Genomic DNA, 15,428 nt, shown 5'->3' with positions numbered 1-15,428 from the left:
GGGCTCAGGCGCGACGCCAGCTCGTTCCGTTGGCGCTGTCCTCGAGGATGACTCCGGCGGCCAGCAGTCCGGAGCGGATGCGATCCGCTTCAGTGAAATCGCGACGCTTCTTGGCGGCAGCCCGTTCGGCGATCAGCGCTTCGATCGTCTCGGCCGTCGTCTCGCCATCGCGCGCCGGCGATGCCTGCAGGAAGTCCTGCGGTTCACGGCCGAGCAGTCCGAGCAGTCCGGCCAGTGCGCGCAACTGGCAGGCGAGCGGCGCCGACTGGCTGCGATTCACTTCGGCTGCGAGGTCGAAGAGCACGGCGCAGGCTTCCGGCGTGTTGAAGTCGTCGTTCATTGCCGCCGCGAAACGCGCTGCGTGCGGCTCGCTCCAGTCCACTTCCGCCGCCGCTGCCACAGGTAGCGCCTTCAGTGCGGTATAGAGCCTGGTCAACGCGTGCCGGGCATCGTCGAGGTGGGCGTCGGAGTAGTTCAGCGGGCTGCGATAGTGTGCCCGCAGGATGAAGAAGCGCAGCACTTCGGCGTCGTACCGGCGCAGTATTTCGCGGATGGTGAAGAAGTTGCCGAGCGACTTCGACATCTTTTCCTCATCGACACGGACGAAGCCGTTGTGCATCCAGTAGTTGACGAAGCGGCAGCCGTGCGCACCCTCGGACTGGGCGATCTCGTTCTCGTGATGCGGGAACTGCAGATCCTGCCCGCCACCGTGAATGTCGAAGTGCGCTCCGAGCAGCTCCGAACTCATCGCCGAGCACTCGATGTGCCAGCCCGGACGGCCGTCTCCCCAGGGCGAAGCCCACGACGGTTCACCTTCCCGGGCACTTTTCCAGAGCACGAAGTCGAGCGGGTCTTCCTTTGCGCTGTCGATGTCGACGCGCTCGCCAGCCCGCAGGTCGTCGAGTGACTTGCCCGAGAGCTTGCCGTAACCGGGAAAGCGACGCACCGAGAAATTGACGTCGCCGGCCGCCGCACGATAGGCGAGGCCATTCTCCTCGAGCCGCCGGATCAGGCGCAGCATCTGCGGCACGTAGTCGGTCGCGCGCGGTTCATGGTCCGGCCTGGCGACGCCGAGCGCCGCCGCATCCTCATCCATGCAGCGGATGAAGCGCGCGGTCAGCTCGCCGATGGTCTCGCCGTTCTCCGCTGCGCGGCGGATGATCTTGTCGTCGATGTCGGTGATGTTGCGCACGTAGCAGACCTTCAGTCCGCTCGCCCGCAACCAGCGCTGGACGATGTCGAAGACCACCAGGACGCGCGCGTGACCGAGATGACAGTAGTCATAGACGGTCATGCCGCAAACGTACATCCGTACCTCGCCGGGTACGATGGGGACGAATTCCTGCTTGTCTCTGGTCAGCGAGTTGTAGATCTTCAGCATCTTCGGGTCTGCGGGAACGTGCCGTGAGCGGCTGCCAGCGGCGGAGGATTTTGGTTTGGCGGGAGTTCTTGCTAGAATCGGCCGCTTTCCTGTTCCTGCTGCCCTCCGACCGCGCGTGGCCCAGTATACCACACCGATGCTTGCCAGCCCCTTGCCAGCCCTCCGCTGCGCGCTCCTCGTCTGGGTGCTCGGCGGGGCGGCGTCCGTGGCGTTTGCCGACAACCTCGCCGATGCCCAGCGGCTGCTCAAGCAGGGCCAGGCGGCGGCGGCGCTCGAAATGATCGAGGAGCACCTGGCGAGCAATCCGGCGGATGCGCGCGGACGCTTCAGCAAGGGCCTGATCCTCGTCGAGATGGGTCGTCCCGCCGATGCCATGACCGTCTTCAGCAAGCTGATCGAGGACTATCCGGAACTGCCCGAGCCGTACAACAACCTGGCCGTTCTCTACGCGCAGCAGAAACAGTACGACAAGGCGCGGACGGCGCTCGAAATGGCGATCCGGATCCAGCCGACCTACGCCACCGCCTACGAGAACCTTGATGACATCCATGCCCGGCTGGCTGGCCAGGCCTATGAGAAGGCGCTGCAGATCGACCCGGCGAAGAAGGCGGCGCAGCGGAAGCTGTCGCGCGTGCGCGAGGTCGGCAGCGGTGGCCTGGGCGATGCCGGCGCGAGCACTGCGCGGCTGGCTGCGGCCCCGGATTCGCCGGCTGCCGGCGTGGCCGACAGGGCGTCCGTCGCGGCTGTTACTGCGGACGAGAAGGAAGTGGCGAAGATGATCGAGGGCTGGGCCAGGGCCTGGTCGCGCAAGGACGCGAAGGCGTACTTCGCCCACTATGCCACCGACTTCCGCCCGCCGCGCGGCATGACGCGCAAGACTTGGGAGGAGGGGCGCCTGCGGCCGATGCGCAAGCCCGGCCGCCTGCTCGTCGAGGTCGACGACATCCGCGTCTCTTTCGCTGATGGCAAGGCCACCGTACGTTTCCGGCAGACCTTCACTTCGCCGGCGCTCACCTCGACGGTGGCCAAGACGCTGGTCCTCGTCAGGTCCGGTGGCCGCTGGTTGATCCAGGAGGAACGTGTCGGCTGATCGCGGAGTGCCGCACCGGCCATCCGGCACCGCATCCGGCCATTTCGTTGCCGCCCGTCGCGGCGACGGCTGTTGGCTGGCCGCTGCCTGCCGCCACCTTTCGCCCGCCCGCCGGGAATTGCTTGCCAAGGAGTAGCCCGATGTTGAGAAAGATCCTTCTCGCGCTTGCCGGCGCCCTGTTGTCGGTCGTGGCCGTGGCGGCGCCCAGCGTCGAGATGCAGACGAGCATGGGGCGCATCGTCATCGAACTCGATTCCGAGAAAGCGCCGAAGACCGTGCGCAACTTCCTCCAGTACGTCAATGAGGGCTTCTACAACGGCACCGTCTTTCACCGCGTGATTCCTGGCTTCATGATCCAGGGCGGCGGTTTCACGGTCGAGATGGAACAGAAGCCGGCGCCGCGGCGGGTGGAGAATGAGGCGAAGAACGGGCTCAGGAACGACCGCGGGACGATCGCCATGGCGCGTACCGCCGATCCGCATTCGGCGAGTGCGCAGTTCTTCATCAATCATCGCGACAACGCGTCGCTCAACCATCCGTCGCCCGATGGCTGGGGCTACACGGTCTTTGGCCGCGTCACGCAGGGTATCGAAGTGGTGGACCGGATCGCCGGCGTGGCGACGGGCAACCGCGCGATGCATCAGAACGTTCCTCTTGAGCCGGTCACCATCCAGTCGGTCAGGATCCTCTCCGAGAAAGGCAAACCATGATCAAGCTCCATACCAGCCTGGGCGTCATCGCCATCGAGGTCGACGCCGACAAGGCGCCGCTGTCGGCGCAGAACTTCATCGACTACGTTGCCGCCGGCCACTACGACAACACCGTCTTCCACCGCGTGATCCCGGGCTTCATGGTGCAGGGCGGCGGTTTCGCGCCGGGCATGAAGCAGAAGCCCTGCCGGCCGCCGATCCGCAACGAGGCCGACAACGGGCTGAAGAACGAGGCCTACACGGTGGCGATGGCACGCACCGCGGAGCCGCACTCGGCGACGGCGCAGTTCTTCATCAACGTCGTCAACAACGACTTCCTCAACTTCCGTGCACCCAATGCGCAGGGCTGGGGCTACTGCGTCTTCGGCAAGGTGGTCGAGGGGCGCGAGGTGGTCGACCGGATCAAGGCCGTGCGCACCGCAACCTCGGGTTTTCATTCGGACGTGCCGGTCGAGGACGTGTTGATCGAGCGGGCGGAAGTCTGCTGATGCCGCGTCCGTAGACGAGCGCAGCAGGTAACGCGTGCGACCGACCCTGTTCATATCCGACCTGCACCTGGCGCCCCAGGAGCCGGAGGTGACGCGGATTTTTCTCGACTTCCTGCGCGGGCGGGCGCGGGCGGCGGAGAGCCTGTTCATCCTCGGCGACCTCTTCGAGGCATGGCCGGGCGACGACTGCCTGGACGACCCCGCCGACGGTCTGGCCGTCGAGGTTGTCGCCGCCCTGCATGAGCTGGTCGCCGCCGGAGTCGGGCTGGCGGTGATGCACGGCAATCGCGATTTCCTGCTCGGCGAGCGTTTTGCCGCTGCCAGCGGCGCCCGCCTGTTGCCCGATCCGTGGCTGCTGGCGCTGCCCGGCGGTGAGTTCGTCCTGGCGCATGGTGACGCCCTGTGTTCGGATGACCGCGAGTACCAGTCGTTTCGCGCACTGGTTCGCCGTCCCGACTGGCAGCAGGCCTTCCTTGCCCGTCCGCTGAGCGAGCGCAAGGCGGTCGCCGCGGCTTTGCGGCAGCAGAGCGAGACGGCCAAGCGAGACAAGGCGCAGTACCTGATGGATGTCAATCCGGTCGAGACCGATGACTTCCTGCGCGCCCACGGCTACGTCGGACTGATCCACGGCCACACGCATCGTCCGGCGGTACACGATCACCTCGTCGATGGCATCCACGTCCAGCGCTGGGTGTTGGCCGATTGGCACGCGAACCGTGGCGAATGCCTGTGCTGGAATGGCGAGCGCCTGACTCGCGAGTGCCTGAACTGACGCGCAGCATGACGCGGCCTCAGCCGCGTTCCCGCCAGATGGCTGTCACGCGCCCTGGCGGCTGGCAATGCCTGCCGTCTCGCCACCGGTCGCGGCAGGTAGCGGGACGATGAGTGCCGCGGCGCATGAGATTCTGTCGCGGGTCTTCGGCTATCCGTCCTTCCGCGGACAGCAGGAGGAAGTGGTCGACCAGCTCGTTGCCGGTGGCGACGCGCTGGTACTGATGCCGACCGGTGGCGGCAAGTCGCTCTGTTACCAGATCCCGGCGCTGCTGCGCAGCGGCGTCGGTGTCGTCGTCTCGCCGCTGATCGCGCTCATGCAGGACCAGGTCGGGGCGTTGCGCCAGGTTGGCGTCAACGCAGCCTTCATCAACTCGTCGCTCGACTTCCGTGCGCTGGTTGACACCGAGCGCCAGCTGACGGCCGGTGAACTCGATCTGGTCTACGTCGCTCCCGAGCGGCTGCTCGGCGAGCGCTTCCTCGGCATCCTCGCGGAACTGGTCGCGCGGCAGCGGGTCGCCCTGTTCGCCATCGACGAGGCGCACTGCGTGTCGCAATGGGGACATGACTTTCGCCCGGAGTACATCCAGCTCGGCGAGCTGCATCAGCGCTTCCCGGGGGTGCCGCGCATCGCGCTGACGGCGACGGCCGATCAGCTGACCCGGCAGGAAATCATCACCCGCCTGCATCTCGAGCGGGCACGCCTGTTCGTGGCGAGCTTCGACCGCCCGAACATTCGCTACCAGATCGTCGAGCGCGACAATCCACGCAGGCAGTTGCTGAGCTTCCTCGGCCAGCATCGGGGCGAGGCGGGAATCGTCTACTGCCTGTCGCGGCGCAAGGTCGACGAGACGGCATCCTGGCTGCTGGCGCAGGGGATCCGTGCCCTGCCGTATCACGCCGGTCTCGGCGCCGGTGACCGGCAGCGGCACCAGCAGAATTTCCTGCGCGAAGAGGGCGTCGTGATGGTGGCGACGATCGCTTTCGGCATGGGCATCGACAAGCCGGATGTCCGTTTCGTCGCCCATCTCGACCTGCCGAAGAGCCTCGAGGCCTATTATCAGGAAACCGGTCGCGCCGGACGTGACGGTGATCCCGCCGAGGCGTGGATGACCTACGGCCTGAACGATGTCGTGATCCACCGCCAGATGATCGAGGATTCGGCGGCGCCGATCGAGCAGAAGAGGGTCGAAAGACAGAAGCTCGACAGCATGCTCGCTTACTGCGAATCGGCGACCTGCCGCCGCGTCATCCTGCTCAACTACTTTGGGGAGGACGCGCTGCCCTGCGGCAACTGCGACGTCTGTCTCGATCCGCCGCAGGTGTGGGATGGCACGGTTGCGGCGCAAAAGGTCCTTTCGGCTGCGTTGCGTACCGGCCAGCGCTTCGGTGCCGGCCACCTGATCGACGTTCTGCGCGGCAAGAGCACCGACAAGGTGCGGCAGTTCGGTCATGATCGCCTGCCGACCTTCGGTGTCGGCAGCGAACTCGACGAGATGGGCTGGCGTTCCGTCTTGCGACAGCTGCTCGCCGCCGGCGTCCTCGAAGCCGATGCCGCGGCCTACGGAGCGCTCAAGCTGACCGACGGCGCCCGCCCTGTCCTGCGCGGCGAAGCGGCGCTCATGCTGCGCCGGCGGTCCGATCTTTCCGGGAGCCGTGCTGCCCGCGGCAGGAGTGGCGTCGGTGGCGCTGCCGATCCACCGCGGCCGCATCGGCAGCAGGACTCCCCTCTGGTGGACAGGCTGCGCCAGTGGCGCAGCGCCAAGGCCCGCGAGCAGAGTGTTCCCGCCTACGTGATCCTGCACGACCGGACGCTGTTCGAGATCGCAGCAGCGCTGCCGGCGTCGTCGCAGGAGCTGCTCGCGGTACCCGGGATCGGTCTCGCCAAGGTGCAGCGCTACGGCGACGAGTTGCTCGCCCTCGTCGCCGGCGGCGAATGAGCGTGTCCGGCGTGCGTAGTGGTGGCGGCCACCCGTTGGCGAGCCAGCCGATTCTGCAGGCGCTTCCGGCAGCGTTGCGCTGCCGGCGCGATGGCGAAGACGCTCGCCGCTCGACCGCCGCTAACGCGCGCCGCCACGGGCGACCGGGGCTGCCGCCGCGCGCGCCGCTTGCGCCAGCCGCAGTTCCTCGGCCAACTGGAAGACCGCCATCGCGTAGAAGCTCGAGCGGTTGTAGCGCGTGATGACGTAGAAGTTGTTGAAGCCAAGCCAGTACTCGGTTGCGGCACCGGGTGTGACGAGGTCGATCAGGGCGGCGGCACGGTCGCCGTCGGCCACCGCGGCAACCCCCTGCGCGGCGAATTCGCTGACGCTCAACGACGGCTTGATGCCGAGGGCGAGGAGGGCGGCGGGATTGCCATTGACCGTCGCCGGTACCGCGACCGGCTCGCCCGTCTGCCATCCATGCTGCTGCAGGAAGCGGCCAACGCTGCCGATCGCGTCCGGGTAGCTCTGGCGCAGGTCGATGCGGTCATCACCGTCGAAATCGACGGCAAAGCGGCGCTGGCTGCTGGGCATGAATTGCGGGATGCCGATGGCGCCGGCGTACGAGCCCTTGACGCTGAGCGGACTGATGCCGTTCTCGCGCGCGAGGAGCAGGAACTGCTCGAGTTCGCCGCGGAAGAATTCGGAGCGCGGTGGGTAGAAGAAAGCGAGCGAGGCCAGTGCCTCGAGGACGCCGAAGCTGCCCATGTGCTGGCCATATATCGTTTCGACGCCAATGATGGCGACGATCACCTCGGCCGGCACGCCATGGATCGCCTCGGCGCGCTGCAGCGTCGCGGCATGCTTCTGCCAGAACGACAATCCCCCCGCCAATCGCTGCTCATTGACGAAGCGCTCGCGATAGCGCTCCCATGATCGCTGCTTCTCCGGCACCGCCGGTGGGCGGATCGCCTTGAGGACCGTCGCATTCGGTCGCAGGACGGCGAACTGGCGCGTCAGATGGGCGATGTCGAAGCCGTGCTGCTCGTGCATGCCGGCGATGAATGCCTGCACGTCAGGGTTCTGGCTCAAACCGGTTCCCTGCTCGGCGCTTGTGGGCAGTGCCGCGAGACTGAGCGACAGGGCGAGGAGCAGGCTGCTGGCGAGGTGTTTCAAGGACGGTTTCTCCATCTGGCGGGTAGGCGGTGCACACATTCCTGCAGGACGAGCAACTGCTCGCTGTCGCCGCGGCCATAGCGCAGTGCCGCGTAGCAGCGTGCCGCTTCGCTGGTGAGTGCCGCCAGCTGCGGCCGTTCGACGGCGACCCGACGAGCGAAAGCGAGCGGCCCCTCCCAGGCGGCCCGCGTCACTCCACGTCGCTCGAGCGCCCTGCAGTACCTCTGCCATGCTCGCTGCGCCGGATCGGCGCGACGACGACGGGGCAGCGTCCAAACGGTGACGAGGAACAGAGCGACGCCGCAGAGCACGGCCAGCACCGCGCTCATGCCTTGCCAGTCCGGGTTGGCCATGCCGAAGCGGGAAAGCATTTCGCGCTGCCGCTGTGGATTGTAACCGAGGACCCACTGATCCCAGGCGTTGTTTGCAGCCTCCCAGCGATACCGCAGCTGGCGCAGCCAGTCGGCATCGAGGCCGACGATGGCGGGTAGTGGTTCGCCTTGTGGCAGGGCGGCGACGATTCCCTGTTCGATGCGCGAAGGGGCGACCGCTGCCGTCGGGTCGTAGCGCACCCAGCCCTCGCCCGCGAGCCAGACTTCGGCCCAGGCGTGTGCATCCGACTGGCGGACGATGAGGTAGCCATCGACGGGGTTCACCTCGCCGCCCTGGTAGCCCGCGACGACGCGCGCCGGCACGCCGGCCGCACGCAGCAGGAAGACGAAGGCCGAGGCATAGTGCTCGCAGAAGCCACGTCGGGTGCCGAAGAGGAACTCGTCGACGGCATCGGCGCCCAGCAGCGGCGGCCGCAGGGTGTAATGGAAGTCCTCGTTGCGGAACAGGCCGAGAACCGCATCGGCGATCCGTGCCGGTGGTTGCGACTTCCACTTCGCGGCCAGTGCCCGCGTCCGCGGATTGATGTTCGGTGGCAGGGACAGTGCCTGCTGCAGGACGGCGGCCGTTTCGCTGCGGTTGGCGTGGTAGTCGACCGATGATGTGAAGGCGAAGCGGGCGCGGGTGCGCAGCGGCTCGCGCGCCAGGACCTCCAGCGTCGGCGCCTGCACGGCGCCTGCCGGCAGGCTGGTCGCCACGTCGAGCGCGAGCAGCCAACGCTGACCGTGCGCTTCGATGATGCTGCTGTAGCTGTACGGCGTTCCCCTGGCTTCGACGACCGGTGCCATCCGCAGTCGGCCGCTCGCTGTCGTGCTGGCGCGCCAGGTCAGACCGTCGTAGGCGTCGAGCACCGGGCCACGCCAGTAGAGATCCGCTTTCTCCGGTGTCCCGCCGGCGAAATGGCTGCGAAAGGCGATCGCTCCGGACAGAATGAGGTTGCTGATCGACCCCGGTGCCATCTCATTGGAAAGGCCGCTGCGCCCAGCGTGCGCGTCCTGCGGCAGGCCCCAGAGCGGGCCGGAGACACGCGGAAAGAGCAGATAGAGGATGAGCATGAAAGGCAGCGCCTGCAGCAGCAGCAGGCCGGCCTGGCGGATGATCGCGGCAGGTGGCTGCGAACCGCCATGCAGGCGGATCAGCGCTGCTGTCAGCAGGGTGCAGCTGGCCAGCAACCAGAGGCCGGTCGGGATGCTCTGTGAATAGAAGTAGTGCGTCAGCAGGAGAAAGAAGCCGAGCATGACGACCACCATGGCATCCCGCCGGGTTTTCATCTCGAGTGGCTTGAGCGCCATGAAGATGACCAGCATGGCGACTCCGGAATCCCTTCCGAGCAGGCTGCGATACTGCCAGGCGATGCCCGCCAGTGCGGCCAGGACGAGCAGCGCGAGAAGCCATCGCGGTGGCAACGGTCGCCTCCGCCACCACAGCCAGAGTCGCCAGAGCAGCGCGGCGGCGAACAGCACGCTCAGCCAGGGCGGCAGGTGTTCGCCATGCGGACTGGCGGTGGCCAGGGCGACGGCGAGGAGCCAGGGGACGGCAGCCTGGTCGATGGCTTGCGGCGGACTAGGCCGCATCGCGCCTCTCCTCCGTCTGGTACAGGGCGAGGGTCTGCAGACAGGCCGCCCGGTGGGCGCTGCCGGTGGCAGGCGCGATCTGCTGGTTGGGCAGTCGCAGTCCGTAGCATGCCTGTTGTTCGTCGGCGAGCATGATCCAGCCGGCGAGGATCGACAGCCGTTCCTCGCTGTCGCGATCGGCCGGAGTCAGTGACCAGTCGAGCCAGAGTTCGTCACTCGCGCCACCGGCGAACTGCTTGACCAGCAGCGCCTGCTCGTCCGTGCGGCGGGCCACCGCTTTCCAGGCAATGTGCCGCGTGGGGTCGCTGAGCTGTCGTGGACGAAGACCGGCGAAATCCTCCTGGCCGCCGTCCCCCTGACGATGCTCGGCGATGGTGGCGGCTGACGCGGGCGGCAGCGGTGTGCGCAATGGTTTCGGGTAGACGACGCACGACCAGGAAGGATGGATGTAGCTCCAGGCGCGGAACAGCCCCAGCGGATAGCGGGTGACGAGCGTCACGCGGCCGGGATCGAGTCGGCCGCGGCGCTGTGCCAGGCAGGGCAGGGTGATCGACGCACTCCCTTCTGCCGGCAGATCGACCGCCACCACCGGCTGCGCACTGAACGACAGTTCGAGGGCTCGCCGCTGCTGCCGGCGCGGGTTGTCGAGTTGCAGCGGGAAGCGCGCCAGAGCGCCGACGAATGTCGCGTCGGCGCGTCCGGGCGTCAGGCGCAGCCCGAAGAGGTTGTGAAAGCTGTGCACCATCGCCACCAGACCGAGGCCGGCGAGGAGAAAGATCAGGGCGTGTCCGAGGCTGAGGTCGTAATTGATGGCGCCGACCAGCATTACCAGGAGGACCACGGCAAAGAGGATCCCGGCGGCGCTCGGGACGATGAAGATGCGGCGCTGGCCGAGCATGAGCGGCCACTGCTGGTCGTGCCGGCGGCCGAAGAGCCACTGCTGCAGGACGTTCAGCTGGCGCATCAGGGCAGCTTGACAGAGCGGATCAGGGCGGCGATGTCCTCGCCGTCGGCCTGGCTGCCACTGACCAGGCGCAGGCGGTGGCGGGCCACTGCCGGCAGCACGGCCTGTACATCCTCCGGCAGGACCATCTCGCGGCCGTCGCTGAAGGCCCAGGCGCGGGCGGCGGCGAGCAGGGCGAGAGCGGCGCGCGGGCTCAGGCCGTGCACGAAGCGCTGCTCGCGGCGACTCGCTTCGATCAGCAGCTGGACGTAGTCGAGCAGCGCCGGTGAAGCGTGCACCGCGGCCGCCTGTCGCTGCAGCGGTGCGAATTCGCCGTCGTCGAGGCAGGCGGAAAGGGTCGGCAATCGCTCCCGGCTGCCGCCGCTCTCGAGCAGTGCGCGTTCGGCGTCACGATCCGGGTAGCCGAGGTCGAGACGCAGCAGGAAGCGGTCAAGCTGCGATTCGGGCAGGGGAAAGGTGCCGATCTGGTGCGAGGGGTTCTGCGTGGCAATGACGAAGAAGGGTTCCGGCAGCCGTCGCGTTTCGCCCTCGGTGGTCACCTGCCCCTCTTCCATCGCCTCGAGCAAGGCGCTCTGGGTTCTCGGTGTCGCACGGTTGATCTCGTCGGCGAGCAGCACCTGCGAGAAGACCGGGCCGGGCAGGAACCTGAAGCCGTTCCGCTCGCGGTCGAAGATCGAGACGCCGAGTATGTCCGCCGGCAGCATGTCGCTGGTGAACTGGATGCGCGCGAACTGCAGACCGAGCAGCCGGGCCAGCGTGTGCGCCAGCGTCGTCTTGCCGACACCGGGCAGATCCTCGATCAGCAGATGGCCCCTGGCCAGCAGGCAGCACAGCGCGAGGCGGGTCTGGTTGCCCTTGCCGAGGATCACCGAGTCGGCGGCGGCAAGGATTCGGCTGACCGGGGAGTGGTTGTTGGCGGTTGGCATGGCTTGTCGTCGGGAAGCAATTGGGATGATAATAAACCATCAGTTCCCAACCCGTTCCATCGCTGGGCAGGGCGCCGCTGGCGGCGTCACTGTCGCGACCGAAGGATTACAGTGAGTGTCACGGCTTTCATCACCCATCGCGATTGCCATCTGCATGACATGGGTTCGTACCATCCTGAAGCGCCCGAGCGTCTGAGCGCGATCAGTGACCACCTGATCGCGCAGGGCCTGGATTCCTATTTCGTCTATCACGATGCGCCACTGGCCACTTTCCAGCAGCTCAAACGGGTGCATACCGCGGCGCATCTCGAGCGGCTGAAACGCGCCTCGCCGGACCTCGGGATCGTACACCTCGACCCCGACACGGCGATGAACCGCCACACCTGGCAGGCGGCGATGCGAGCCGCCGGGGCGGGCGTGCTGGCTGTCGATCTGGTGCTTTCGGGGCAGGCCGAGAATGCGTTCTGCGCCGTGCGACCGCCCGGTCATCACGCCGAGCGTGCGACGGCGATGGGTTTCTGTTTCTTCAACAACATCGCGGTTGCCGCGGCGCACGCACTGGCGGCGCACAACCTCGAGCGCGTGGCCGTGATCGACTTCGATGTGCACCACGGCAACGGTACCGAAGACTGTTTTCGCGGTGACCCACGGGTCCTGATGGTCAGCACCTTCCAGCATCCGTTCTACCCCTACAGCGGGACCGAGACCCCGGCGCCGAACATGGTGAACATTCCGTTGCCGCGCGGCACCGATGGCGAGGAGTTCCGGCGCGTGGTGAGCGATCTCTGGATGCCGCGACTGCGCGAGTTCAAGCCGGAAATGTTGTTCATCTCGGCGGGTTTCGACGCCCACTACGAGGACGAGATGGGTGGTTTGCGGCTGCTCGAGCAGGATTACGCCTGGGTCACCGGGCAGCTCAAGGATCTCGCCGACGAATGTGCGCAGGGTCGGATCGTGTCGATACTCGAGGGCGGCTACTCGCTGTCGGCTCTGGCTCGCAGCGTTGCCGCGCACATGCGGATCCTGGCCGAGCTCTGATTCCTCCCGGTAGCCCTGCGGCAGCGTCTCGCGGCGATGCCGCTCGCGTTTTTCGTCGCCAAGGCGGGTGCCTTCGGTTAGAATGCGTGCTTCAGATTTCCCCCCGCGGGATCTCCCCGGGGTCTTGACTGGCGCGCACGCAAACTCATGATTACTGGATCGATCGTAGCGATTGTCACCCCGATGCAGGCCGACGGCAGCCTTGATCTGCCCGCGATGCGCCGGCTCGTCGATTTCCATGTGCAGCAGAACACCGACGCCATCGTCGTCGTCGGCACGACGGGCGAGTCGCCAACGGTCAACCTCGCCGAACACTGCGAGTTGATCCGGGTCGTCGTCGGGCAGGCGGCAGGCCGCCTGCCGGTCATTGCCGGCACGGGTGCCAATTCGACCGCCGAGGCCATCGAGCTGACCCGCTTCGCCCACCAAGCGGGGGCCGATGCGGCGCTGTCGGTCGTGCCCTACTACAACAAGCCCGGGCAGGAGGGGCTGTATCGCCACTTTCGCGCGATCGCCGAGGCGGTCGATATGCCGCTGATCCTCTACAACGTACCGGGTCGCACGGTGGCCGACCTGAGCAACGAGACGACCCTGCGTCTGGCCGAAGTGCCGAACATCGTCGGTATCAAGGACGCGACGGGCAACATGGACCGCGGCGTCGAGCTGATTGTCCGTTCGCCCTCGGGTTTCGCGGTCTATAGCGGTGACGATGCCAGCGCCTGTGCACTGATGCTGATGGGTGCGCAGGGAGACATCTCGGTCGTTGCCAACGTCGCGCCGCGGCTGATGCACGAGATGTGCCGCGCGGCGGTGGCCGGCAACGTGGCCGAGGCGCGGGCGCTGAACGCGCCGCTGATCGGTCTGCACCGGCAACTGTTCTGCGAGGCGAACCCGATTCCGGTCAAGTGGGCGTGCCAGAAACTGGGTCTCATCGGTGACGGCTTGCGTCTGCCCCTGACGCCGCTGTCGCCGGAAAATCACGCCCGTGTCTTGGCCGCGCTGTCGCAGGCCGGCGTGCTCGTCTAGGCAGCATGCGTCAGCCGATGAGACCAGTCGCCAAGCGCCTGCAGATCGTCTTGCTGCTGTTGCTCGCCGGCTGCAGCAGTTCGCTTCTCGAGCCGAAGCGGATCGAATACAAGACCGCCGGGTCGAGCAACGTGCCGCCGCTCGAGATCCCGCCGGACCTCACCTCGCCGACGCGTGATGATCGCTATGCGGTTCCTGATGCCGCCGGCAAGGGGAGCGCGACCTACTCGCAGTACGCAGCCGAGCGTTCACCACAGGCGAGGGCGCAACAGAAGGGCGAGGTCTTGCCCGAGGTCGACCAGGCGCGCATCGAACGTTCGGGAACGCAGCGCTGGCTGGTCGCATCCGGGACTCCGGACAAACTTTGGGGGACGGTCAAGGAGTTCTGGCAGGAGACCGGCTTCCTGATCAAGCTCGATCTGCCCGATGCTGGCGTGATGGAGACGGACTGGGCAGAAAACCGCGCGAAAATCCCGCAGGATTTCATCCGCAATGTCCTTGGCAAGGTGATCGATTCGGTCTACTCGACGGCCGAGCGCGACAAGTTCCGTACCCGCATGGAAGCCGGCAGCACGCCGGGGACGACCGACATCTTCATCAGTCACCGTGGCATGTACGAGATCTTCGTCTCGGAAGGCAAGGATCAGACGAAGTGGCAACCCCGCCCGGCGGATCCCGAACTCGAAGCCGAAATGCTGCGCCGCCTGATGATTCATCTGGGCAGTGAAGAGAAACGTGCGAGCGCAGCGCTCAAGGCGGCGCAGGAGAAGCCCTTTGAGCGGGCGAGGCTGACGCGCGGTGCCGATGGCTCGGGCGCACTCGAAGTCGAGGAATCCTTCGATCGCGCCTGGCGACGGGTGGGGCTGGCTCTCGACCGCGTTGCCTTCACGGTGGAGGATCGCGATCGAAGTCGTGGCCTGTACTTCGTCCGCTACGTCGATCCGGAGAGCGACAACGAGAAGAAGGAGGAGGGCTTCCTGGCGAAGCTCAATCCGTTCAAGGGAAGTTCGACTGCCAAGCCACAGACCCAGTACCGCATTTTCGTGCGGGCGACGGCAAGTTCCCGCTCGACCGTGCAGGTGGTACTGGCTGATGGCGCCGTCGACCAGTCGGAAACGGCAAGAAAGATCCTCAATCTGCTCTACGATCAGTTGAAGTGATGCGTTTTGCCTCGCTGGGCAGCGGCAGTCAGGGTAACGCACTGATTGTCGAGGCGAGCGGGACCCGGCTGTTGCTCGACTGCGGCTTCTCGATCCGCGAGGCGACTCTGCGGCTGGCTCGCCTCGGCATCGACCCCGGCGGCCTGGCGGCGATCCTGGTGACGCACGAACATGCCGACCACGTCGGCGGCGTCTTCGCGTTTGCGCGTCGCCATCGGTTGGCCGTCTATCTGACCCACGGCACGTACAAGATGGCGGCTCGAGGCAGGAGCGTCCTGACCGATTGCCGCCTGATCGACGGGCATGCGGTGTTCGCCATCGACGACATCGAACTGCGTCCCTTTCCGGTGCCGCACGACGCCCGCGAGCCGGTGCAGTACGTCTTCAGCGATGGCGATTGCCGTCTTGGCGTACTCACCGACAGCGGTTCGATCACGTCGCACATCGTCGACGTCCTGCGCCTTTGCGACGGACTCGTCCTGGAGTGCAACCATGATCAGGGATTGCTCGCCGCATCGCGCTATCCGGCGCCGCTCAGGCGACGCATCGGTGGGCCCTTCGGCCACCTCGAGAATGGGCAGGCGGCGGAGCTGTTGCGGCAGGTCGACACGCGCCGACTGCAGCATGTCGTTGCTGCCCACCTGAGCCAGGAGAACAACCGGCCACGTCTGGCGGCGCGGGCGCTGGCGCTGGCGCTCGACTGTGGCGAGGAGTGGATCGGTGTTGCCGACCAGGAGGGCGGGTTTGGCTGGCGCCAACTCGGCTGAGATCTCGTGCGAGTGGCAGCCATCAGGCCGACTGCGGTGTCCGAT

General features: G+C 66.7%; 14 protein-coding genes. 9 read left to right on the top strand and 5 right to left on the bottom strand.

Annotated features, from left to right (window positions below; translation table 11 throughout):
- Positions 1-4 precede the first annotated feature (4 nt).
- The gene (cysS, locus tag NFW30_RS12175; RefSeq protein WP_295351751.1) at positions 5-1,381 is read right to left on the bottom strand and encodes a cysteine--tRNA ligase; all 1,377 of its coding nucleotides are present in this window, start codon (positions 1,379-1,381) and stop codon (positions 5-7) included.
- Between the two features lie 115 nt (positions 1,382-1,496).
- On the opposite strand from cysS, the gene NFW30_RS12170 reads away from it, so the two are divergent.
- From NFW30_RS12170 to recQ, 5 genes are all read left to right on the top strand, one after another.
- Complete coding sequence (locus NFW30_RS12170) at positions 1,497-2,471, top strand: tetratricopeptide repeat protein (RefSeq protein WP_295372170.1); 975 nt, start codon at positions 1,497-1,499, stop codon at positions 2,469-2,471.
- Positions 2,472-2,611: 140 nt separating this feature from the next.
- Positions 2,612-3,181: a peptidylprolyl isomerase gene (locus NFW30_RS12165; RefSeq protein WP_295351755.1), complete on the top strand. Its 570-nt coding sequence runs from the start codon at positions 2,612-2,614 to the stop codon at positions 3,179-3,181.
- On the top strand, positions 3,178-3,669 hold the full coding sequence (locus NFW30_RS12160) for a peptidylprolyl isomerase (RefSeq protein WP_295351756.1): 492 nt from the start codon (positions 3,178-3,180) through the stop codon (positions 3,667-3,669). Before NFW30_RS12165 ends, NFW30_RS12160 begins: the two co-directional genes overlap by 4 nt.
- 34 nt (positions 3,670-3,703) lie before the next feature.
- Positions 3,704-4,441, top strand: coding sequence for a UDP-2,3-diacylglucosamine diphosphatase (locus NFW30_RS12155; protein WP_295351758.1), 738 nt, complete (start codon positions 3,704-3,706; stop codon positions 4,439-4,441).
- Between the two features lie 109 nt (positions 4,442-4,550).
- Positions 4,551-6,380 carry a DNA helicase RecQ gene (gene recQ / locus NFW30_RS12150; protein WP_295351838.1) on the top strand — a complete coding sequence of 610 codons (1,830 nt, stop codon included), beginning with the start codon at positions 4,551-4,553 and terminating at the stop codon, positions 6,378-6,380.
- A 120-nt stretch (positions 6,381-6,500) separates the two neighbouring features.
- Here recQ and mltB read toward each other — a convergent pair whose 3' ends face one another.
- Genes mltB through NFW30_RS12130 form a run of 4 tightly spaced genes read right to left on the bottom strand, consistent with a single transcriptional unit; the run spans position 6,501 to position 11,392 of the window.
- Positions 6,501-7,538: a lytic murein transglycosylase B gene (gene mltB / locus NFW30_RS12145; RefSeq protein WP_295351760.1), complete on the bottom strand. Its 1,038-nt coding sequence runs from the start codon at positions 7,536-7,538 to the stop codon at positions 6,501-6,503.
- Positions 7,535-9,502, bottom strand: coding sequence for a DUF3488 and transglutaminase-like domain-containing protein (locus NFW30_RS12140; RefSeq protein ID WP_295351763.1), 1,968 nt, complete (start codon positions 9,500-9,502; stop codon positions 7,535-7,537). The genes mltB and NFW30_RS12140 overlap by 4 nt, the downstream gene beginning before the upstream one ends.
- A complete protein-coding gene (locus tag NFW30_RS12135) occupies positions 9,492-10,466 on the bottom strand; it encodes a DUF58 domain-containing protein (protein WP_295351766.1) in 975 nt (324 codons plus the stop codon). Before NFW30_RS12135 ends, NFW30_RS12140 begins: the two co-directional genes overlap by 11 nt.
- A complete protein-coding gene (locus NFW30_RS12130; RefSeq protein ID WP_295351769.1) occupies positions 10,466-11,392 on the bottom strand; it encodes an AAA family ATPase in 927 nt (308 codons plus the stop codon). The genes NFW30_RS12135 and NFW30_RS12130 overlap by 1 nt, the downstream gene beginning before the upstream one ends.
- Before the next feature lie 111 nt (positions 11,393-11,503).
- Between NFW30_RS12130 and NFW30_RS12125 the strand changes: the two genes are divergently transcribed.
- The 4 genes from NFW30_RS12125 (at position 11,504) to NFW30_RS12110 (ending at position 15,383) form a co-directional block, all read left to right on the top strand.
- Positions 11,504-12,430, top strand: a complete 927-nt coding sequence (locus NFW30_RS12125; protein WP_295351771.1) for a histone deacetylase family protein — start codon at positions 11,504-11,506, stop codon at positions 12,428-12,430.
- Between the two features lie 147 nt (positions 12,431-12,577).
- On the top strand, positions 12,578-13,456 hold the full coding sequence (gene dapA / locus NFW30_RS12120) for a 4-hydroxy-tetrahydrodipicolinate synthase (protein WP_295351774.1): 879 nt from the start codon (positions 12,578-12,580) through the stop codon (positions 13,454-13,456).
- A 17-nt stretch (positions 13,457-13,473) separates the two neighbouring features.
- Positions 13,474-14,616, top strand: coding sequence for an outer membrane protein assembly factor BamC (gene bamC, locus NFW30_RS12115; protein ID WP_295351777.1), 1,143 nt, complete (start codon positions 13,474-13,476; stop codon positions 14,614-14,616).
- Positions 14,616-15,383: an MBL fold metallo-hydrolase gene (locus tag NFW30_RS12110; protein WP_295351841.1), complete on the top strand. Its 768-nt coding sequence runs from the start codon at positions 14,616-14,618 to the stop codon at positions 15,381-15,383. Before bamC ends, NFW30_RS12110 begins: the two co-directional genes overlap by 1 nt.
- Positions 15,384-15,428: the final 45 nt, after the last annotated feature.

Source organism: Accumulibacter sp. (assembly GCF_023806635.1).
Lineage (GTDB): Bacteria > Pseudomonadota > Gammaproteobacteria > Burkholderiales > Rhodocyclaceae > Accumulibacter.
The sequence above is the reverse complement of the archived record's forward strand: the minus strand, read 5'-3'. Positions and strand labels throughout refer to the sequence as shown.